Consider the following 21660-nt stretch of genomic DNA (forward strand, 5'->3'; position numbering starts at 1 on the left):
AAGATAATCTTATATTCTTCAGAAATTTAGGATCATGACGTGCCCAAATTCAATTATTTCTTCTTATCCCTTTCATTTAAGTCAGAGCGAATTCGTTCTTCCCATTTTGAAATCCCGTCATTTTCATCAAATTCTATTATGACATCGGTTACTCCTCTTTCCTTGAAGATTGCTGCAATTAATCTGTCTTTAATAATATCCGCCTCAGCAATTGTAATATGTGCATCGAGTTCTATCTCCAGCTCCACATGAAAGTTCTCTCCTTCTTTGATAACAGCAAGTTTCTGAATATCGCGCACTTCTGGATCATTCATTACCAACGATCCTATTTTCATGCGCATATCAATATCGGCTTCACCCAGTGCCCCTGCTGCATTTTCAAGGAATACCCTGCCCACCACGTAGAACATGCCGAGTCCAATGAATACGGAAGCTCCCCCTTCCGCTTGCTTAAATGGAGTGAAATATGCCAGTAAAATCGCTATGATTGCAAGTAGACCACCACCTGTTGCTACCATATCTTCCATAAACACCAGTTTTGTGGCTGGTTTTGCACGTCTTAAACCCGAAAAGCTTTTCACTATAACCGCAGCAGCCCCCTTTGCTTCGATATTCACTTCTTTAACCACTTCTTTCATCGCTTTAAACAGAACAAAGGATTCTAGCAAAACCGCCGCTAATAAAACAGTTATGTTAATGATAATCCCAGTTGATTCGGTAGGGTGCAAGATATGATGGAAGCCTTCCTTTATCGTTTCATAAGACATTATCCCAACAATCAATACCGCTCCTAAAAGCACCAGATTCACCAAACGGCCAAAGCCTTCCGGGAAGCGCTCGGTCGGTGCCTTTTTACTTAAGGCAGAACCAATGAAAACGAAAAATTGATTGGCAGCATCCCCCAAAGAGTGAAGCGTTTCGGCAAACATCGCGACATTTCCGGTCATAAAATAGGCAATTCCCTTTAAAATGGCGATGATGCCATTAACACATGCCGCTATAAAAGCTGATTTATTACCATTCTTAAGCATTAACATTATTTTTTTCATATCAGGCATACCCTCTTCACTTTTTATGATTTTATAAGGTGTAGTATCTCCAAAGCCTTTTAAATGAATCATAATAAAAGGAAAACGGGGTCGTAGTTACCCAGGGCCATCCAATCGTATTTAACTTTCATATCAACAAAAAAAGTGGTAGTAGACCAAGGGTCTATTACCACTTTTTTGAAATTTAATTTTAGTATCAAGCTTCCGTACTTTTAACCAATTTGGATGGGTTGTTTACTTTATAACGAATTTCTTTATTGTATTTTTTCTCTATGACTTTTCCGTCAAATTCTAGAGAGTCTCCTTCTACAAGTTCAACCTTTTTTAATGTTTTACTATAACCACACCATGCATCCCCAATGACTAGTTCTGGCTCTGTGGTTACTTTTACATTTTCCAGTAAGACCACCTCATCCTCTTCGCCTGTAAAATGATTCATTTTGGCTGTAAACTCTTTAACCGTTGCCCTAAAATGTACTTTGTCAGTCGGTAAGTCCAGTTTCGGTATGGCTTCCTTCTTTTTACTCTTTGGCTTCTCTTTTTTTGGTTCAGTTTTCGGAGCTTTAATAAGCTCACCAAGATCCTCTGTTGCCTTTTCCTTCACTTCCTGTTCCACTCCCGTTAATGCTATCGAAGCAACGGGACCGCTCAATAATTCTTTCCCAAAACTTGAACTTTGCATTTCCTTTAAATAAGCTGGATGAATACAACTTTGCCTGCCATTTTCAAATTCAACAACAATTGTATCCAGACCGTTACCATATTGTTCATAACCGGCCAATTTGACTTTTTCTTGATGACTTCCACTTTTATATACTAGTTCTTTTTTCACTGATCTCGCAGTGAATAATTTCCATTCTAATCCTTTCGCCAAATAATCCTCCTCATCCGAAAAAGCAATGAAGTCTCCCTTAGGTTCTATGTAGTGAACCAAATCTTTAGTTTCTGCTGGAGTTTCAGCCATAGTCAACACTCCTATTAAATTCTGTATGCTTATATATTAGCAAAGGAATGCAAAGTTGCAAAATGAATGATCACGATTACGCTCAAAACATTTGTTTACTACCTGAATAATTTTAAACCAATCATTTTAATCAATAAGATCCGGAAGGAAAGCGATACGAAGCACTCCTCATTTGGCTAGATCTTATCACTCCTATATTTGAGCGTTTGGATGGCAGCTGGTCATTTACGTATATGGGAAACAAACTTTAAATGGAGAGAACAATCGTGGGGATATATCAATACTTATTGGTATGATTAGGAGTAATATACTTATCAATCCATTAGCAAACTCATTGACTATGCGAACTTTTACTAAGTTGTGCGATGAACTTGACCTTTACCTTCATCTTCGGCTTACCTACTTTTCCTGCTTTTGATTTGTTATTAGCTTGCTTATATGGTCTCATGAGCAGATATGAGGGATTTTGACATAATCCAATAGAAAAAAACATGAGATAATATTCTGCCTAAAGTACTTCCATTCATTTCACCTTTGATTTTTCTGTACTACTCATGATCATTGAGCAAAAATGATTTTACCTCATGCCTTTGGAGAGAACTATTTTATTACTAATATGTTCTGTTGTATATACGCCCAATTTTGTGGGAAACGTAAACCAATGTGCCAATAGGTGGTACCTGCAAGCTCATATGCGTCTATCACTTGATATTTTTCGGTTATAGAGCGAATATCTTCAAACCAAACGATATATTCTGATTTATCCTGTACATACGAGTAAGTGGGGGAAGCCGCATTCCTGTCAAAGCGAATTTCTGAATTTGTGGTTATCGCAAGGTTTTGGGCATTTTGCGCTGACAGTGCTCTCGTTTTGTTACTAGGGATAAGCCAATCATAACCGTACATCGGAAGAGCAGCCTGTAAAATATTCGCAGGTATCGTGGATACAGCATACTGGAGAACCTGTGTCATCCACCAAATGGGCGAAATTGGTTCTGGGGGTCCAGTCGGATATCCATAGTCAATTGTCATCACTGCGACAAGATCAGCTACCTTTCCAATTCCCCTATAATCATGCCCACCAACAATTCGATTTTCTGGATTATCCTCTGTCTTCGCATGAACATTAACTTGTAATATAAGTCCTTCCAACTCAGCTTTAATTTCCTGCAAAAACACCACATAATCCAATCGATTAGCCGGAGGAACAAATTCCAGGTCCATACTCACACCGCCATACCCTTTTTCTTTCACGAAGTTAAGCATGCTGGTGATTAAATTTCTTCGGTAAGCGGAATTGGCAAGGACATCACCCGACAAATCAGCCTTAAATTCTCCATTTTCAAAGTTACGAATCATTAAAAGGGGCGTCACATCATTTTGTTTGCATTTTTCTATAAGGGGTAAATCATCACCGTCTACATATGCATAACCTTCCTGTGTAAATGAATAGGCAACAATCGCAAGGTAGGATAGCTTATCACCGTTTTCTTCAATCATTTCAAACACTTCTCCTCCAGAGGCTGGAAACGCGAAACCCATTGTTACCAATTTTTTATTATAAGGAGAAGGAACCAATATTTTTCTGCCTATCGTAAGTATATTAGAAAGTCCGGGGTTAGCCTTTTTAATCGCTGCTACACTTGTCATATATCTTTTTGCGATTTCTGAAAGTGTATCATTCTCTTTGATAAGGTATGTTCGATTTCTCATTCTTGTGGGGATATATAATGCCAAACCTGGAACCAGCGCTGTTGTTTCCAAGCCATTCACATCTATTATCATTGTTGGTTCAACCTTATACCTTAGGGCAATGGTCTCTAAGGTATCCCCCTTTTTCACGACAATGATTGTCATTTTAAGCCATCGACTCCTTCTTAAAAGTGTGTGGAAATGTTGCCTTGTTGCATCTATTTATCAACCTTACTAATGTATTCTCAGCATTTAATCTACATGTGTAATTTATTAAGTTGGATTGTTCCCTTTTCTTTTTGAAGAAACATCAAATCTTTTAAATGATATGCCAACAAATAAATAGTTACTCCTAGCAACATTCAAGATAGATAACTTATTACTTCATTCGCAAAATAACTGTATAAGAAAAAATCTAATAATACTCCTATTAAACTGTGCCTGGATAATCCCCTATACGTGCCGCTTTATGTAACTTGTTAAGTAAAGTGGGAGCATTAATTCTTTATAATAATCTGTTATGCTTTTATCTTCCGACAACTCAGTGAACGCAAGACCTTCATATATATTATTTAAAAGTTCTGGTTGAAGCTTCATGTTCAGACATATGAAAAGATCCAAGTACTAGAATAGCCCGATTGTTTATCCAACCCTGGCCAGTTAATTCCACAAGTAACTTTATTAAAACCACTTTGTTGTAATTGAATATTTTTTTATAGATAAACTCCAGGTAATCTTTGATTATTATTACATCTAGTTAACATAATTCAACTGATTGGTATAGCAAAATCTATCTATACAGATAAAAATTAGTGATATTAAATCAAAAAGGCGAACTCTACAGTTCACCTTTACACTCTAATTATGCTTCTTTAATTTTCTGCTAACTGCCTTTACAATTTTCACAACAATAAATACCACCATAGTAAGAATAATGAGATCAATTATTCCATTTACAATATTAATATTCTTCAATAGTTTACTCCTTTTAAAATGCGCATTTATTAAATGTGGCAGAAATAGTAGCAACTTGTTTTATAACTACAAATGCCTTTTTTGTCCTCTTGAACAGAAAAACCTCTCAGAAAGGCTGTATGGAGCTCCGGTGAGAAAAAAAGAAAGCACTAAGCTAAATTAACATTCTGCTTTCGGAATCCATATCTATATAATCCTAGAAAGAAGGGGTATATTATGGTTAGTGTGAAGGTTGTAACGAAAATTAGTCCTCCTAATCCAAGTTCTGGATCATTAAGTACATCCCACATTATATAGGAAAACTCCTCAATTACAGTTATTATAAATACGACTTTCCAGAATAACTTTGTTAACAACTGCTTCTTATATACATAACCAAATAATCCAATTGTGGAGATAACGCTAATAATCGTATCCGTAATTTCTATCACCGGACCATGAACCGTTTCTACAAACATTGAAGCTACTTCAATACCTACAATTATCCAAAAATAAATTTTCCAGAGCATTTTTTACACATTCCCTCTTTTCTACATTAAACGGTTCATTTGTATTCGCACTACTTGTCTGACATACTTTTCATTATAACTTTATATACATAATTTTGGTGAAATACTTAAAGTTGACGAAATGGTATATTTAAAAACATTTTTTCTTTATAAATTGGATAAGCGCGGAAATCTTGGGCCGTTAGTCCAACATTAGACTTGGAATCGATTTAGATAGCTTCTCCATCGCCGTAGTAAACCGAATTCATGCTCATATCCAATGTTTCATTGGATAGAGAAAATTGTTACTATCTCTTTTTTTGAAAAATTTTTTCTCTTCTTTTGTTCCATATTGCAAGATAAGAATGTCTTAAAAAAGAGACCTTCCCTTTGGATGGTCTCTTACTATGATGATTTGTATGTCTTTATCCGTAGTCTTCCATCAAACACTAAAGTATTCGATTAAGTTCGTAAAACTTCCCATTCTCCAGATCTGTGTGCTCTAACAAGTGTAATAATTTTTCTGCTACGAATTCCGGACTCCTCAACAACCCTTTGTCTTTGTAGGCATGAAATTTACTTCTGTCGGAAAAGTCCTTTTCATCTGCAGAACGAATGGTTTCCTGCATCTGAGTATCCATCACTCCCGGGGAAAAAGAAATGAGAGTCATCGGGTATGATTCTTTCTCCTGCTCGAGACCAGCGACTCGTGTGAACATCTCAAGCCCGGCTTTTGTACTGCAATAAGCTGCCCAACCATGATAGGAATTCTTCGCAGCGCCAGAAGATATATTCACCATTACCTTTTTTTGTTTCCAATCCTTTGTACGGTTTATGAAGGCATCTGCCAGTACAACAGGAGCCATAAAGTTCACCCGCATGCTAACTTCTATATTTTCCTGTTCTAAATTCCCAACGGTCTTGATTGGGTCAATAACTCCGGCGTTATTAATAAAATAAATATCACTCTCTTCATCCAACTCTGTAAGTATCTTATCAATCAATGGCAAAAGTTGTGAACCATCAAATAAATCCATGTAAATGAAACTAAGTTTCGCCCCAGCCATGACTGCTTTTTCAGCCAACTCAGGATGTGGGATACGAGAGATTAAGATACAATGATCCCCTTTGTTCAAGCACTGCTCTGCTATTGCTGCACCTAAGCCTCTTGAGGCCCCCGTGATTATAAAAGTTTTCATCTCGTATATCTCTCCCCTTACTATATATTGTTACCAATAAAAAATGAATGAATTGGATAATTTGTAGACTTATTACAATATGGGCGATAACAGTCTGGCTATGGACTCTTTAAATCTAATCCACTTAGAACGTTTTTCGAACTCTTCTATCGTTAGCTTTCTGGAAACTTCTATATCATTATAAAATATCCTGGTCAACTTCTCGGCAATTCCTTTATCATAAATGAACGCATTCACTTCAAAATTCAACTTAAAGCTTCGAACATCAATGTTTGCAGTTCCGACCGACGACACTTCTTCGTCCACAACAATCATTTTCGCATGGATAAAACCATTATCATAGATGAATACATTGGACCCAGCCTTTAGTAATTCTGCAACATTGTAAGTTGTTGCCCAATAGACGAAAAGATGATCTGGCTTATTGGGTATCATGATATTCACTTCGATGCCTGATAAACTTGCTATACGAAGAGCATCTAAAAGGCTTGCATCCGGAATAAAGTAAGGCGTCTGAATGAGAATCGATTTTCTAGCTGAGGAAATTAATTTAATATAGCCATTCTTAATTTGTTCCCATTCAGAATCGGGACCGCTCGTTACAATTTGTAATGCAGTGGTACCATGATAGTCGGGTGTAGGAAAATAATGCGGTTGATAGGTTATGTCATGATGTTTTGAAGCCTGATTCCAATCCAAAATGAAACGGGTTTGAATGGCTTTAACGGAACGACCCTTAATCCGAAGATGAGTGTCACGCCAATAACCAAATTTAGGGTTCAATCCTAAATATTCGTCTCCTACATTAAAGCCGCCAACATATCCGATTTCTCCATCAATAATGACGAGTTTTCGATGGTTGCGGAAATTCAGGCGTAAATTTATAAATTTTAATTTAGATGGAAAGAATGCTTCCACCCTTCCTCCTGCATGCCTAAATTCTTTAAAAAACCCTTTAGTCAACTTCCTCGATCCTAATTCATCATAAAGCAAGCGGACTTTTACACCTTCATTGGCTTTTCGAGTCAAGGCCTCCATGAACCGTTTACCCAAGTCGTCTCTTTGAATTATATAATATTGAATATGTATATGGTTTTCAGCGGCTTCAATATCCTTAAATAGTTGTTCGAACTTTTCTCTACCGTCCGTAAAGATATCGAGCTGATTATCTTCCGTTAATACAGCATCATTATACCTAAGATTCATGTAAATCAAATCACGATAACAACTTGATGAATTATTACGGAATGGGAAATCATCTGTACTAAGGTCAATCATCTGTTTTTTAAGGATTTCCTCAATCCCAATTTTCTTTTTATCCTCCCACTGAAATAGATGAGCATGTCTCAAACTTGTCCCAAAAAGTAGATATAATATGAAGCCAACAACGGGAAGAAAATACAGGACCAATAGCCAAGCCCAGGTATTGCTTGCTTCTTTTCTTTCAAAAAATATTACAAAAGTAGCAAATAGTATATTAAGTATAAGAACGAGACCGAATAAAACGGATGTTATTTGCGAAATTTCCATGGCATTCCCTCACTAATTTTTATCACTTTAAGGATAACATGCAAATCCTTTTATCTCAAAGTGATATCATGTCTTGCATAACCCAAAGGTTTTTTATATTTCATATAAAAATCCAGCCTCCCTAAATAAGCGGTGCTGGATACTGTCTCAAGGATTAATGAAGCGAATTAATCCTTCATTTATAAAATGGTCGTGACGTAAAAAAAATCATTCAACATTAGCGGCTTTTCACCAATAGGTTAACTGCCTCTTTAACAAGATCTTCAGGATTTCTATCGCCGGACTCGTTGGCTTCGCGTACACATTCCACAAGGTTGGAACTTACAATTACGCCTATCGTCCGGTCTATGGCTGATCTTGTAGCCGACAATTGCGTAACAACATCCCTACAATCCTTGTTATCTTCCATCATTTTTAAAATTCCCCGAAGCTGACCTTCTATCCTTTTTACACGGTTCTTCATTTGCTTTTCATATTCCATGTGAGGTCTTCCTCCTAATTCACTTTTCCACCTTTATTCTACCATGTGCATATTACTACGTTCATTCCCTTTTGGCGATTTAAACAAACTTTACCACAAAATCGGTAACAAACGTTCACTGATGTGTTCTTTAAATGTAATTCACCATATCAGTTCACTTATTCTGCATTTGAAGTCTTTGAGCAATAGTCTCAGCAAATTCTTTCGTCATTTGCGGAACATACGTTTTAAGCAATGCATTTATAATAGGTGCTTTCGCTCCTTTGGCAGTCAATATAAGACAACCAGTCATCTTTGTTTGTCTCATCTCTACACGTTCAGCCAAGAAATAACCAGTTCCATCAAATTTCTCGTTCAGTCCTCGAAGAATGAACGTGATCTTATTCGGCACTTGCCATTCCTTTATTTCAACAGCGAGCTTTATTTTTTTTTTCATTAAACCGAGCTCACTCTTAAACTCCCATATAAGTGTCCGTTCACTTAATAATTCATGCTTGATATATCCCGGGACTAGTGGTGCCCATTGTTCAATTTCACTGACAAATTCCCAAACATCCTCAATTGGTAGAGGTAAGACAATGCTATGTAAACCTTCAATCAATGAAAGTCCCCCTTTTATTTTACTACATCATCAAACCCTATGCTCCCTACAAGGAATTAGAACTCGTAACAGTGAACAACGGCTCTTACTGTTTGTCTGGTATCCACACAATTGCACCCAATATTAAAGGACGACATCCTTTAAGATATCGCCATTCATCTAATTTAATGATCATGGACGTTTTAGGTCAAATAACTCCCCAAGTTTCGTATAAGTTTGTCCAGCCAAGCGAGCTACGGGTTTAAGTCCAAACTGATCGATTCTTCCTTCGTGGTAAATTCCTTCGTCGATATGGTAGCAGACTATCCTTCCTATCAATAAATCACAGCCAGGATTGTCTTTTGAACCTGCTAAAGGTATAGCATGTTCCAATTTGCACTCAAAACGCACTTTCGCTTCTTGCAAACCAGGAACCGCTACCTTCTCACTAGCAATAGCCGTGAACTTCGTTAGAAACAATTCACTCTCTCCTGGTGGTAATTCTGCTGCAGTTTGATTGACATCATCGACAATATCTTCATCTGTGATATGGACTACGAATTCCCCACTTTCGAGTGCATTTCGAGCGGTATCCTTGTGAACACCCTTTTTCCTTTGAACTGAAACAGAAAGCATCGGCGGATTGGAACTGACTATATTAAAAAAACTGAATGGCGCAGCATTTACTATGCCTGATTGTGATTGTGTCGTAATAAGTGCAATTGGCCTTGGTATTATACTTCCGGTCAGAAATTTATAATTCTCCCGCTCACTAAGATTTTCAGGATTTACTGAGATCATTTGCTTCTCCTCCTCTCATCTTTTATTCATGATATGAATAGGAACCTGTACTTTCCGCTTCTAACTCGGACTGTTCATTAAAGCCTATCCCAGTTGAGCCATTTGTAGAAATCACAGATTACTGAATACCTTCATGTTACCACATTCATGTCGAGAAATACTTGTGGGAACTCCAAAATTCATTTCCGAAATCTAAGCTTACTTTAATGAAAACCAGTGTAAAACCTATGTATGATGGATATTTCTTATTTTAAAAATACTATCCATTAATTTCTAAACATATTTCAACCAAGGCGAGAAAGCCTAATAAAAGAAGAGATTTAATGGAGGTGCATACATTGAAAAAAGATTTTTTTCAGGCAGTTGAAGATAGACGGTCCTATTATGGAATTAGTAAAGAAACCGTTGTTCCAAATAGTAGGATAAAAGAAGTAATCAATCATGCGGTTCAGTATTCCCCGACAGCATTCAATTCCCAAAGCGCAAGAGTGGTTGTTCTAACAGAAGCAAGCCACGACCAATTATGGGATATAACCAAAGAAACCCTCCGAAAAATTGTTGACGAAAAGAATTTCAAACAAACAGAAGATAAAATTGAATCTTTCAAAAATGGATACGGAACTGTCCTATTTTTTGAAGATCAATCAGTAGTGGAACTACTTCAAGAACAGTATAAAGCATATGCAGACAACTTTCCGATCTGGTCCAATCAATCATCAGGTATTCTACAATTTATAGTATGGACGGCTTTGGAAATGGAGGGATTCGGTGCTAGTCTTCAACATTATAATCCTTTAATTGACGAAGAAGTAAAAGAGACATGGTCCCTACCTGAAAAATGGAAGCTGATTGCACAGATGCCATTTGGTAAGCCAACAGCTGAACCTGGGGATAAAGACTTTGCGCCACTTGAGGAACGCGTAAAATATTTTTCATAATGAAAAGGCTGGTTCAAGTGTGAGCCAGCCTCATTCATATTAGTTTTCTCCTGCAAAAAACCTTGCAAATACAACTGATGCAAAACCTAGATAGTCTAATACTGCCATGATTTTATATTCATCATTTTCCTTTACCATATTGCACCCTCCTCCGTACTATTTAAACTTCTTGATTGGTGAAGATCGCTCCGGAAGCCACTCTTTAAGATACTGAGGCAGCATACCCGCATAATTATTGGAAGCATGTCCACTTCGAAGGAGGTTGTACGTTTTGTCTTTACATTTTAAAAGCTTCATTATTGGGAAAACCATTTCCTCCGGAACCAAACGGTCATATTCACTGGCAACTACTAGAACGCTTGCATCGATATTTGAAATTTTCGCTTTTTTTCCCTTGACCTTCAAACGCCCCTTAACCAGCCGATTATTTATAATAAGATCATCGGTCAGTTGTTTTGCTGCAGCTCCAGATAAAGGAACGTGTCCATTTGTCCAAGCGTTGAAACGACGCCAGTTTTGAACATATTCTTCATTATCAGCTTGATTCAGAAGAGATAAATATGGGGAATAATAGATTGGTGAGGTAATTAATCGAATGCCGTCCTTGACCCCACTAGCCGGTATGATTTTGAAGGTGTCGATAACATCATCGAAGTTGGCACTCCCGTCCTTAAGCGAAGCCTGCCATTGATCGAATACTTGAGAGTCACTAAAATCAATTGGTGTTACCGATAGGATTAGATTTCTGATTGGCTCGTCTGCAATTGCCGCATACATTGTAGCAATCGTTCCACCTAGGCAAAAACCCATGATGGATATTTCTGATGCTCCCGAGTGAAGAAGTGCGCGTCGCACCCCAGTCTTGATATATTTTACAATATAATCATCGATTGTCGTGTCTCCATCTTCATACCCTGGACTCCCAAAATCGATTAAATACACCTCAAAACCTTCTTTTACAAACGCTTCTATCAAGCTATTTCCTGGACCTAAATCAAGAATGACAGGTGTATTTATCAGTGAATAGATGAGAAATACTGGCACTTTATATTTTTTTTTGACTGGCGGATAATACCATAATGTTGATTTGTTTTTTTCCCAAATCGATAACCTTGGCGTTATTCCCATTTCAGGCATGGGTTGGTTGGGAATTTCCAAAAAGTGTTTCCATTTGGGTGTCACCATAGATTTGCTACCTTTATTATTCTTTTTCATGTTCATAACCCTTTTACTTTTACCTGGGTATTAGATAATAAGGAATCATAAAGGAAATCACTCATTTTCTTTTTTTTACGCCCTTGTTCTGAATTTCTATCATTTTTTCTATTGGATCCCTTTTTTCCTTCTGTAAGGTTCAAGAGTAATTCCTCTACCTTGTCTACTTTTTCTTCAAGTTGAATGACTAGTTTGGCGACATTTGCTACATCTTTTTTTGTTGGATAATTCATGATAATGGACATTCTTTCTGAAGCTTCTTGCATCTTGTTTATACGTGGAACCTGCTGCTGTGAGTTCCTGCTAATGGACTCGATAAAGCTTCTATTATTAATTGCCTCGCGTATTTTATCATTCAATTTTTGTTCTTTTTGTGTGCCTAATAGTTTTAAACCTTTATAAAAATCTGTTTTTTTCGCCATTTATTTTTCCCCTCTCCTTTGATTAAATTAAAGCCGTTATGCCTCCATCGACGATGAGGACATGTCCTACTATATAGTCTGAGGCTTTTGAAGCTAATAGTACCGCTGCCCCTTTTAAATCTACTTCATTACCAAAACGATTCGCTGGTGTTTTCCCAAGGATGTCATAATCAGATTCTTCGAGTAGTTTCTTTGTAATCTTAGTGGGGAAAAAACCTGGTGCTATTGCATTGACTTGGATGCCATATCTAGCTAGCTTGACCCCAAGATCTTTTGTCATGGTAATGATGGCTCCCTTACTAGTGTTATAAGGAAGGGTCTCCATTAAATCAGGGTTTGTCCCTCCAAGCCCTGAGACAGAAGCGATGTTAATGATTTTACCGGATTTTTGCTTCATCATGATTTCTGCTACGGCCTGTGAAAATAGGAATGTACCGGTTACGTTCACTTTCATTACCTTTTCCCATTTATCCTCAGGGATTTCTGTCAATGGACCTGACCAGGAGGTGCCACTATTATTGACAAGAATGTCAATGCTCCCAAATTGATTCATCGTTTCTTTCACTACTGTTTCAATATCATTTTTGTTCGTGATATCACATTCAATAGCTAACGCCTTCGTACCTAATGATTGTAAATGTTCACAGACTTCTTTACATACAGAGAGTTTACGTGAAGCAATTACAATATTGGCACCTGCTTCTGCTAACGCCAATGCCATTTGTTTTCCGAGGCCACTTCCGCCCCCGGTTATAATAGCCGTTTTATTCGTTAAGTCGAATATATCCGCTAATGTAGTCAACTTCCCAGCCCTTTCGTTATAAAATAATTTCTTTAACAATCTATATCATTATAGAAAAGCCCATGTCATATTGTGCTTAAAATAGATTCATGCCCCAGCCTGTTTGTCATAAAGGTTGTCTTATCGATTAATGGCTATAGCATACAAAATCGCTTCTACCATAATGTTGTTCCAGTTTACGAGCAAATTTCACAAATATGGGTTAAACTTAGTATATATTAGGGGGTATAATCATGACGTTACATCACTTTCATTTACGTGCGGATTGGCCTGGAGGAAGAAATGATATCGGGACCATTCAAGCAGGTAATCTACAATCAAAAATTAGTGTTCCACCAGAAATGGATGGACCGGGGATTGGTACTAATCCAGATGAAATGCTGCTAGGGGCAGCATCGACCTGCTATATTATTACTCTCGCGGCCATGTTAGAACGAAGCCACATTAAAAAAGTAAGTTTGACTATGGAATCCGAAGCAATTGTGGATGTTACGAATGGGGTTTTCACCTATAAGAAAATCATTCATCGACCATCCCTTGTTTTAAGTTATGAAGCTACTGAAAAGGACCTGGAAAAAGCCCGAAAACTCGTAGATAAGTCAGAATCATCTTGCATGATATCCCGTGCAATCAAAGGCAATGTAGAAGTGGAATTAGATGCAACTATTTCCGTCGCTCAACAATGATGTAAAAAAAGAGTGCCTAACCGCGAAATGGGGTTAGGCACTCTTTACTTATTGGATGAAGTTCATCTTATCTTCAACCTGTTGACACACTTCATCTGCCGTTAATCCATCTGCATCTATAATGGACGCTTTGATGGAAGTATCGCTTATTCCCATTACATTCGATTCCAAACCTGTCACCACACAACAATCCAAGTTCTTCGCATCTGCCTCTTGCTTGATTTCGACTACATCAAAACCTTTTTCGCGAAGTGCTTCTTGGATATTCGTTAGTGATTCTTCAACACCGATTTTAGACATCTTCACACACCTCCTCTACTTTTTATACTGTCCTTGACACCTGTAATTTATGTATAGTCGCTATTTCCCACAAAGACTTAAGGGAACTATATTTGGGCTTCAAATTATTATTTGGACTGCCTTCTCATTCCATTCTGTCGGTGTTTAATGGTTTAATCATAAATGTTTTCATAATGAATATATCATTGGAATAAATGTGGAAATAAAAAAACCGGCTTCACAAGAAAGCCGGTCCTGTTCAAAAATATTTCTTTTTCCAAAAAATAAAAGCTGTCGTGCCTGCAAGAATGATAGCAATTAATAAAGTGAAAATAAAAGCAAATGGACTATGGGCAAATGGGAGATTCACATTCATTCCATAAAAACTTGCGACCATTGTGGGTAGCGTTAATATGATTGTAACCGAGGTAAGGAATTTCATGGCATTGTTGACGTTATTCGAAATAATGGAAGCAAATGCATCCATCATGCCACTCAAAATAGATAAGTACACTTCGGCCATTTCAATCGCCTGACCATTTTCAATGATTACATCCTCTAATAATTCTTTATCTTCTTCGTACATTTTCAAGTAATTGAAGCGAAGGATTTTATCGAGAACGACCTTGTTGGACTTCAGGGATGTCGTGAAATAAACCAAGCTTTTTTCCAATGCTAAGAAGGTGTACAGTTCTTTATTTTTCATGGACTGATGCAATTCACGTTCCGCTTCGTTAATCATCTTGTTGATTTGCTTTAGATAACGTAAATAATAGGATGAGATTTCAAATAATAATTGTAGGGCAAATCTTGTTTTTTTATTCGTATAAAATCCTTTGATTTTATTGTTTTTAAAGTTAGTTAAAATGGGTGAATCTTTAAGAGATACCGTAATAAAACAATCTTTCGTGAAAATCATACCGATTGGTATTGTTTCGAAGATTGGCAAGTCCGCTTCGTCCCTTGTTAAGTAAGGAAAATCGATAATAATCAATAAATGATCATCCTCTTTTTCTATACGCGGCCGCTCCTCATCATCTAACGGATCCTTCAAGAAGTTTATCGGTACTAACAAGGTAGAGCATATATATTGTATTTCATCTTCTGTTGGCGCAACCATGTTCACCCAAGTACCTTTGGTTATTTCATCGGTTACTTCTAGCACACGGCTTTCATTCGTCTTGTATATTTCAATCATTCAATTGACCTCCTCTTTCATAGAGAAAGCCCTATTTACCTTCTTCGAGCAGATACTCATGGAGAATAACAGTCTCGACTTCTAGCTTCATATTGGCTTTCTCTTGCTTACTGGGTGCAGGATCATAAGAACTGCCGCTCACTCGTATCCACTTCCTTTCGATTCTTTTATATTAATCCTAATTCATCTAAAGTACAATAAAGAATTCCCATCCTACTTTCATCGTAAAAATACACGAAATTTGCTACCTAGTTTGGGGTGTGATGTATGGAAATAATTTTGTGAAAGAATCATTCCATAAAAAAATCGTTTGGGTTTCACCCCAAACGATTTTTTCCCATTATGTGTGCTTCACATTATTATAGTAATTCACACTATACATAGCACCTTCATCAACCATTTTATTATCTTCGTGATCATAAGGATCTGGATGTCCAGCCTTTTCGATTAAATGATCTATCGTTTGTCTTTTATTCCAAAAGCTCATTGCCTTTGTTTTTGCACTGGACCATACATTTTTTACTTTCCCTCGGTTCGTTTTTGATAAAAACGAGACTCCGGCAACTCCGACTCCGAGCAGTACTACATTCTTTGCTAATGCCATCATTACCTTCCTCCTTACGTTGGATTAGTATACATGTACCCTCATCCAATAATTGTAAACCTTTATTTATACGGAGCCTTTCTATATAGGAAATTAGGCTTCACGATTTCATTCTTATACGGTTTATGAAAAACATGCGTTGTAGCCGGAGATACGGGTGGAATTAGCCATGTCCAGTCCCCCGTAACATTTCTTTGACATGCTGATTCTCTTTCTTCAAAAATCTTAAATTGCTTGGCTGCTGTATGATGGTCAACCATGCTGACGCCAGATTCTTTATAAGAATATAAAACCGCTTCATTCAATTCAATCAATGCACGATCCTTCCATAATGTTGAATCTCTTCGGATGTTCAAACCCATCCTCTCACCGATTACCGGAAGCATATTGTAGCGATCCTCATCGGCAAGATTCCTAGCGCCTACTTCAGTACCCATATACCAGCCATTAAATGGGGCAGCCGAATATGTAATCCCGCCAATTTCCAGCTTCATCCCAGAAATGATTGGCACAGCATACCATTTAAGTTCCAATTCAGTAAACCAGGGAAATTCCGGATGAATGATTGGTACTTCTTTAATCATTTCATTCGGAATTTCATATAGTTTAGGAGTTTTCCCATTGATTTGTATTACGAGTGGTAAGATGTCAAAAGATCCATATCCCCCTTCCCACCCCAGTGCCTGACATTGTTTTGTGAAAGCTATAGAACTTGAATCCCCAATGATTCCTGCTTCTGTCTCATATCCGGCATAGCGAATAAGTTGATGATTCCATATCTCTACTTTATTTCCTTTATCCTGCTGTTTAAAAATTGTGATGGTAGGCCTGATATTCCCATCATTCGTGGCCCATACAATATGTTCGAGCAAAGCGGACATGATTTCATCTTCGCTTTGAAGATTCCTTTTGTCTCGTACCCTCAAGGATTCCCAAAAAAATCGGCCTATGCAGCGATTACTATTGCGCCATGCTAATTTAGCACCGTATTCTAATTCTTCCAACGTATGTTCATAACTACCTGTATCATCAATTTCCTTTTTGATTTGACTAATTCTAGCCGTCGACTCTTCATCTGTTTTTTCCAATTCTATATAACATACCCTGATGAAGGATATAGCTTCTTGAAGTAGCTCACTCATCTATCCCACGAATCCTTCCATTAATAGTAACTTTGAGATTACTAATAAAGTATCATACTTCTCCTAGTATCTCTAAAATTTTACTCTATCGAAAGCGTATTTCTTTATAAATGTGGCAATTTCTAGTCCAAATGACATTTGCCTATAACTAAATGTAAGTAACTATATTTTTTCATCTAATGATCTAACCAGTAACTAAATAATATTCAGTAAAGTTGTTACATACGCCGTAAATGCTTTATAATATAAACTAATGGGGTGATATGATGAATAATACGACACTTTGTCCACGATTTGAAAAAGGCATGCAAATCTTGAGTAAGCGTTGGACGGGATTGATTGTCAATCAATTACTTAATGGACCTCAACGGTTTTGTAAAATTGAAGCTGCCTTCCCAATCAGCGGAAGAATTCTTTCCGAACGATTAAAGGATTTGGAAGCTGAAGGCATAGTTAAACGAGATGTTTATCCGGAGACACCCGTCAGGATAGAATATTCTTTAACTGAAAAAGGTAAAGCTCTTGCACCGGTAATGCATGAAATTCAAAACTGGGCCCAAGAATGGATTAAACCCATACAGAATTAGAACTAAAAGCATATAAAAAAGAGAAACCCTTTTCTGTGGTTTCTCTTTTTTATGATTGATATTCGTTTATTGGATTATTTTCAGTGGTATATTTTTCTCTTAAAGGTATATTCCTAAAAACAGGCGGTGAATTAATGAAACAAATGGACTGCATCATTGTTGGAGGCGGTATTGCCGGTTTACAGGCAGCCATCCAGCTTGGAAGATATAATCACGATATCGCCGTGATTGATTCAAGGAACGGCCGTTCTACAATCGCGAAAGACTATCAGAACATTCTAGGCTGGCCAGACGGTGTGAGTGGCAATCAATTAAGGAACCTGGGAATGGAACATGCGAAAAAGCTAGGAGTCGAATTCATTGACGATACCGTGACTTCTCTTGAGAAAAAACAAGACAAGTTTCTGATTGGCACAAAAAAGGACTTCCATTACGAAGCGAAAACGATTTTTCTTGGTACAGGTATTACAGATAATCTTCCATCAATAAAGAATCTTTATCCTACCCTTGGAACATCCACTTATATTTGTCCAGACTGTGATGGGTATGAAATTAAAGATAAAAAAACGGTAGTCATTGGCGGTGGTAATACAGGGGCTAACATGGCTCTCACACTTTTGTATTGGTCAAGAAACATCATATATGTAAACCATTCTAAAACGGAGATTGAAGACAACTTACGAAGAAAATTGAAACAAAATCAGGTCCGTTTCTTCGAAGAAGAGGTACAAGAACTCCGTATCGATGAAAATCAAAAGCTTAATAGCATCTTATTAGTAAATGGTAAAACTATAAAGGCTGAAAAAGCTTTCACGGCCTTTAAAGGGAACAAATTGAATAATGCACTCGCCAAACAAATTGGTGTGGATGTAACCGGAACAGAACATATACACGTAAACCCGCGTACGAAAGAAACAAATATCATGGGAGTTTGGGCTGGGGGGGATCTCGTCGCCCATTCTGAGCAAGTTACCATTTCAATGGGGGATGGAACACAAGCTGCCATTTGGATACACAAGCGCCTATTGGGTGAGCAGCCTCCTAAAAAAACTTAAAATGTAAAAAATGGACTTCCTTTTTCAAGGGCGTCCATTTTCGTATTTAGTATTCAGTTAGAAGCTTGCCTTTTTTTGCACTAAGATCGGCGTAATCCTTGAAAAACTTTTACAAGGATTAGAATAACTGCAATGATGAGTAAGATATGAATGAAACCAGCCGCAATTTTAAAAACCAAACCGAGAATCCATAATAAAATGATGGCCCCAATTATTGTCCACAACATAATTCTCTTCCTTCCTTAACTGCCAAACAAACACATATGTCCTTTTCCTAACAGATCAATACAGTGAAAGTAGGCAAATTTATTCTTACATTTAAACTACCCCAATCTCTTACTATCAAAACTACTCTTTCTATAACAAAAATATACATAAAAACGTAAATACTGTTAAAGATAATAAGGTGAATCATCCGGGATTCTTCATATGCCTGGTTTATGATCAACGTAAGTTCCCGGCCGCATATCAAAAAATTTTAAAGGAGATGGACTCATGAAAAAAGCATTTGTCATATGTTTGGCAACCCTTTCCCTATATTTCTCCATTCTGAACGTCCCTGTTTCAGCAGAGGTAAATCAAGAGGTTGGTAAACCTGATGGCGTACATTTTACTGACACCCAAAAATCAGAACTAGCAACCATCCAAAAAAGGATACTAGCGGACAAAAAGAAATTAATTGAAAAATATGTGGAATACGGTGCACTTACTAAAGAAGAAGCAGACAAAATGTACTCTCACTTTGAAAAGCATTATAAGATGATGGAAGAGCATAATTTCCAAATCCCTTCACATTCAAGACATATGCCAAAGTGAAAAAAATATTTTTCAAAACCGCCCTTTTTTCAAGGACGGTTTTTTTATTTAGGGTATAGGCTATCCAAGTGTAAAATATTTACTAGAGGATTTAGAATTCCCTATAGCGAATACATAAGGACGAATACCGAAAGGATGAAGAGTATGAATATAACAGGAATATCGGCCGAAGACCTACTTTATATGAAATCTGTAACTGACCCTAAGTTGTCTCCCGATGGTAGCAAAGTCATATATGTTCAAACTAGTATCAATAAAAAGACGGAGAAATACATATCCAACTTATTTATGTATAGTCTTATCACCTCTGAAACGAAACAATGGACCTTCGGCGAAAGTCGCAATACTTCTCCTAGCTGGTCCCCAGATGGTAAATACATCAGCTTCTTATCAGACCGTTCTGGGAAAAACCAAGTTCACTTAATCCATTCCAGCGGTGGTGAGTGCCGACAGGTGACACATTTTATCAACGGAGCTTCCGATCCAATATGGTCACCATGCTCTAGAAAGATGCTCCTTTCGACCATGGTAACTGAAAATGAAACCCTTTTTTCCGTACAATCAGATAACCATGCATCCAAGGAAGTTCAAAGGTATGACCGGATTAAATATAAATGGGATGATAAAGGATACTTTAATCATAAATATAACCAACTTGTCATAGTGGACATAGATAATGGTGAGTGTTTAATGCTTACGGAAGATCAGACGGATAGTCACCCAAGTGCATGGTCTCCTGATGGATCCCAGATTGCTTATATGAGCAGTGAACCTTTGGAAAGTGATTATGGGCTTTTCACCGATGTATACATTATGGATATCGATACGAAGCTTACTCGGAAGGTAACTGGTAGCTCTGGTTATTTTCGTGATCCAAAATGGTCTCCGAATGGTGAGTATTTATCCTTTATAGGTCATAAGAAAGAGTTCGCCGGCGCAACTTTTTCAAAAATATGGCTCTACTCCGTATTTGATGGAACGACTCAGTGTTTGACTGAAGGCTGGGACGTTGAGATAGGCAATTCTGGCATAGGCGATTTCCAAATGGGAGCAGTTGACCCAGGCATTTTGTGGACGAATGACAGTCAGGGTTTTTACTTCTTAATAAGTGATTATGGAAATACTGGTGTTTACTATGGTTCTATTGAAGGTGCCATGTACCCTTCCATTCTTGACCCTCAACATGTTTACGGCCTTACTATAGATCCTGAGAGCCACAGGGCCATAGTAGCCATAAGTACGCCTATTCAACCAGGGGACTTATTTGTTTATAACCTCATGACAGGCGATAAAGAACAAATCAGCTTTGTGAATGATGAGTTTTTACAGTGTAGAGATTTATCACTCCCTGAGCCTATTACCTTTCAATCCATGGATGACCTTTCCATCCACGGCTGGATCATGAAACCAATTAATTTTGAGGAAAATAAAAAATACCCCCTCATATTGGAGATACACGGCGGTCCTCATATGATGTATGCCAATAGTTATGTTCATGAATTTCAGACTTTGGCGAATGAGGGGTATGTTATATTGTTCATTAACCCACGCGGAAGTGTTGGTTATGGACAGGCATTTGCCAATGCCAACCGTAATGATTACGGAGGGATGGATTATAAGGACTTAATGACTGCTGTAGATTATGTTCTTGAAACATACGACTTTATCGACCCAAAAAGGCTAGGTGTGACCGGCGGTAGCTATGGAGGGTTCATGACCAATTGGATTATCGGCCACACGAACCGTTTCAAAGCGGCTGTGACCCAGCGGTGCATCAGTAATTGGTTAAGCTTCTATGGAGTCAGTGACATCGGTTATTACTTCACTGAATGGGAAATTGGAGGAAATGTAAATGACTCTGCTGAAAAACTATGGCAGCACTCTCCTTTAAAGTATGTTGCCAATGTTCAAACCCCTTTGCTATTACTGCATGGGGAAAAAGATTATCGATGTCCTATTGAACAGAGTGAACAATTTTTTGTCGCTTTAAAACGACAAAAGAAAGAAGCAGTACTCGTTTCCTTTCCGGATGAAAACCATGAAGTCTCAAGGAGTGGCTCCCCCAAAATGCGTCTTCGTCATGTATTGGAAATAAAGGAGTGGTTTAATACACACTTATAAAGGACAAAAACTCTGTTAGCCAATTGGCTAGCAGAG

Annotated in this window: 23 protein-coding genes; 6 read left to right on the forward strand and 17 right to left on the reverse strand. The window is 37.6% G+C overall.

Going from position 1 to position 21660, the window contains the following annotated elements:
- Positions 1–53 precede the first annotated feature (53 nt).
- From ACQKL5_RS14305 to ACQKL5_RS14345, 9 genes are all read right to left on the reverse strand, one after another.
- Positions 54–1049, reverse strand: a complete 996-nt coding sequence (locus ACQKL5_RS14305) for a cation diffusion facilitator family transporter (RefSeq protein WP_427609557.1) — start codon at positions 1047–1049, stop codon at positions 54–56.
- A 196-nt stretch (positions 1050–1245) separates the two neighbouring features.
- Complete coding sequence (locus tag ACQKL5_RS14310) at positions 1246–2013, reverse strand: hypothetical protein (RefSeq protein ID WP_427609558.1); 768 nt, start codon at positions 2011–2013, stop codon at positions 1246–1248.
- Between the two features lie 600 nt (positions 2014–2613).
- Positions 2614–3870, reverse strand: coding sequence for a glycosyl hydrolase family 18 protein (locus ACQKL5_RS14315; protein WP_427609559.1), 1257 nt, complete (start codon positions 3868–3870; stop codon positions 2614–2616).
- Between the two features lie 959 nt (positions 3871–4829).
- On the reverse strand, positions 4830–5189 hold the full coding sequence (locus tag ACQKL5_RS14320) for a hypothetical protein (protein ID WP_427609560.1): 360 nt from the start codon (positions 5187–5189) through the stop codon (positions 4830–4832).
- Positions 5190–5617: 428 nt separating this feature from the next.
- Complete coding sequence (locus ACQKL5_RS14325) at positions 5618–6367, reverse strand: (S)-benzoin forming benzil reductase (RefSeq protein WP_427609561.1); 750 nt, start codon at positions 6365–6367, stop codon at positions 5618–5620.
- Between the two features lie 72 nt (positions 6368–6439).
- Complete coding sequence (gene cls / locus ACQKL5_RS14330) at positions 6440–7897, reverse strand: cardiolipin synthase (RefSeq protein ID WP_427609562.1); 1458 nt, start codon at positions 7895–7897, stop codon at positions 6440–6442.
- 217 nt (positions 7898–8114) lie between these two features.
- Positions 8115–8378, reverse strand: a complete 264-nt coding sequence (locus ACQKL5_RS14335) for a metal-sensitive transcriptional regulator (protein ID WP_427609563.1) — start codon at positions 8376–8378, stop codon at positions 8115–8117.
- Between the two features lie 154 nt (positions 8379–8532).
- Positions 8533–8979 (reverse strand): CoxG family protein, encoded by a 447-nt coding sequence (locus ACQKL5_RS14340; protein ID WP_427609564.1) that lies wholly within the window; start codon positions 8977–8979, stop codon positions 8533–8535.
- Between the two features lie 171 nt (positions 8980–9150).
- A complete protein-coding gene (locus ACQKL5_RS14345; protein WP_427609565.1) occupies positions 9151–9759 on the reverse strand; it encodes a flavin reductase family protein in 609 nt (202 codons plus the stop codon).
- Between the two features lie 338 nt (positions 9760–10097).
- Here ACQKL5_RS14345 and ACQKL5_RS14350 point away from each other — a divergent pair, with 338 nt between their 5' ends.
- Positions 10098–10697: a nitroreductase family protein gene (locus ACQKL5_RS14350; RefSeq protein ID WP_427609566.1), complete on the forward strand. Its 600-nt coding sequence runs from the start codon at positions 10098–10100 to the stop codon at positions 10695–10697.
- Between the two features lie 156 nt (positions 10698–10853).
- On the opposite strand, the gene ACQKL5_RS14355 is transcribed toward ACQKL5_RS14350, so the two are convergent.
- From ACQKL5_RS14355 to ACQKL5_RS14365, 3 genes are read right to left on the reverse strand one after another with little or no spacing between them, the layout of a single operon-like run.
- Positions 10854–11912: an alpha/beta fold hydrolase gene (locus ACQKL5_RS14355; RefSeq protein WP_427609567.1), complete on the reverse strand. Its 1059-nt coding sequence runs from the start codon at positions 11910–11912 to the stop codon at positions 10854–10856.
- A gap of 2 nt (positions 11913–11914) precedes the next feature.
- On the reverse strand, positions 11915–12334 hold the full coding sequence (locus ACQKL5_RS14360; protein WP_427609568.1) for a hypothetical protein: 420 nt from the start codon (positions 12332–12334) through the stop codon (positions 11915–11917).
- Positions 12335–12356: 22 nt separating this feature from the next.
- A complete protein-coding gene (locus tag ACQKL5_RS14365) occupies positions 12357–13175 on the reverse strand; it encodes an SDR family oxidoreductase (RefSeq protein WP_427609569.1) in 819 nt (272 codons plus the stop codon).
- A gap of 194 nt (positions 13176–13369) precedes the next feature.
- On the opposite strand from ACQKL5_RS14365, the gene ACQKL5_RS14370 reads away from it, so the two are divergent.
- Entirely contained in the window at positions 13370–13822 is a 453-nt protein-coding gene (locus tag ACQKL5_RS14370) for an OsmC family protein (protein ID WP_427609570.1), read from the forward strand.
- Positions 13823–13870: 48 nt separating this feature from the next.
- Here ACQKL5_RS14370 and ACQKL5_RS14375 read toward each other — a convergent pair whose 3' ends face one another.
- The 4 genes from ACQKL5_RS14375 to ACQKL5_RS14390 all read right to left on the reverse strand — a co-directional run bounded on the left by ACQKL5_RS14375 (position 13871) and on the right by ACQKL5_RS14390 (position 17045).
- Positions 13871–14122, reverse strand: a complete 252-nt coding sequence (locus tag ACQKL5_RS14375) for a YkuS family protein (RefSeq protein WP_427609571.1) — start codon at positions 14120–14122, stop codon at positions 13871–13873.
- A gap of 238 nt (positions 14123–14360) precedes the next feature.
- On the reverse strand, positions 14361–15299 hold the full coding sequence (locus ACQKL5_RS14380; protein ID WP_427609572.1) for a magnesium transporter CorA family protein: 939 nt from the start codon (positions 15297–15299) through the stop codon (positions 14361–14363).
- 340 nt (positions 15300–15639) lie between these two features.
- Positions 15640–15903, reverse strand: a complete 264-nt coding sequence (locus ACQKL5_RS14385; protein WP_427609573.1) for a hypothetical protein — start codon at positions 15901–15903, stop codon at positions 15640–15642.
- Positions 15904–15965: 62 nt separating this feature from the next.
- Positions 15966–17045, reverse strand: coding sequence for a nitric oxide synthase oxygenase (locus ACQKL5_RS14390; protein ID WP_427609574.1), 1080 nt, complete (start codon positions 17043–17045; stop codon positions 15966–15968).
- A 266-nt stretch (positions 17046–17311) separates the two neighbouring features.
- Here ACQKL5_RS14390 and ACQKL5_RS14395 point away from each other — a divergent pair, with 266 nt between their 5' ends.
- Positions 17312–17632 carry a winged helix-turn-helix transcriptional regulator gene (locus tag ACQKL5_RS14395; protein WP_427609575.1) on the forward strand — a complete coding sequence of 107 codons (321 nt, stop codon included), beginning with the start codon at positions 17312–17314 and terminating at the stop codon, positions 17630–17632.
- 134 nt (positions 17633–17766) lie between these two features.
- Positions 17767–18687, forward strand: coding sequence for an NAD(P)/FAD-dependent oxidoreductase (locus ACQKL5_RS14400; protein WP_427609576.1), 921 nt, complete (start codon positions 17767–17769; stop codon positions 18685–18687).
- An 80-nt stretch (positions 18688–18767) separates the two neighbouring features.
- Here the strand turns inward: ACQKL5_RS14400 and ACQKL5_RS14405 are convergent, their stop codons facing one another.
- Positions 18768–18914: a lmo0937 family membrane protein gene (locus ACQKL5_RS14405; RefSeq protein ID WP_427609577.1), complete on the reverse strand. Its 147-nt coding sequence runs from the start codon at positions 18912–18914 to the stop codon at positions 18768–18770.
- A 268-nt stretch (positions 18915–19182) separates the two neighbouring features.
- Here ACQKL5_RS14405 and ACQKL5_RS14410 point away from each other — a divergent pair, with 268 nt between their 5' ends.
- Together ACQKL5_RS14410 and ACQKL5_RS14415 are read left to right on the forward strand one after the other, a co-directional pair.
- Positions 19183–19503 (forward strand): YckD family protein, encoded by a 321-nt coding sequence (locus tag ACQKL5_RS14410; protein ID WP_427609578.1) that lies wholly within the window; start codon positions 19183–19185, stop codon positions 19501–19503.
- Positions 19504–19647: 144 nt separating this feature from the next.
- Complete coding sequence (locus tag ACQKL5_RS14415) at positions 19648–21624, forward strand: S9 family peptidase (protein WP_427609579.1); 1977 nt, start codon at positions 19648–19650, stop codon at positions 21622–21624.
- The last annotated feature ends 36 nt before the right edge of the window (positions 21625–21660 follow it).

The organism is Peribacillus sp. NPDC097675 (assembly GCF_050277655.1).
Classification (GTDB): Bacteria; Bacillota; Bacilli; order Bacillales; family DSM-1321; genus Peribacillus.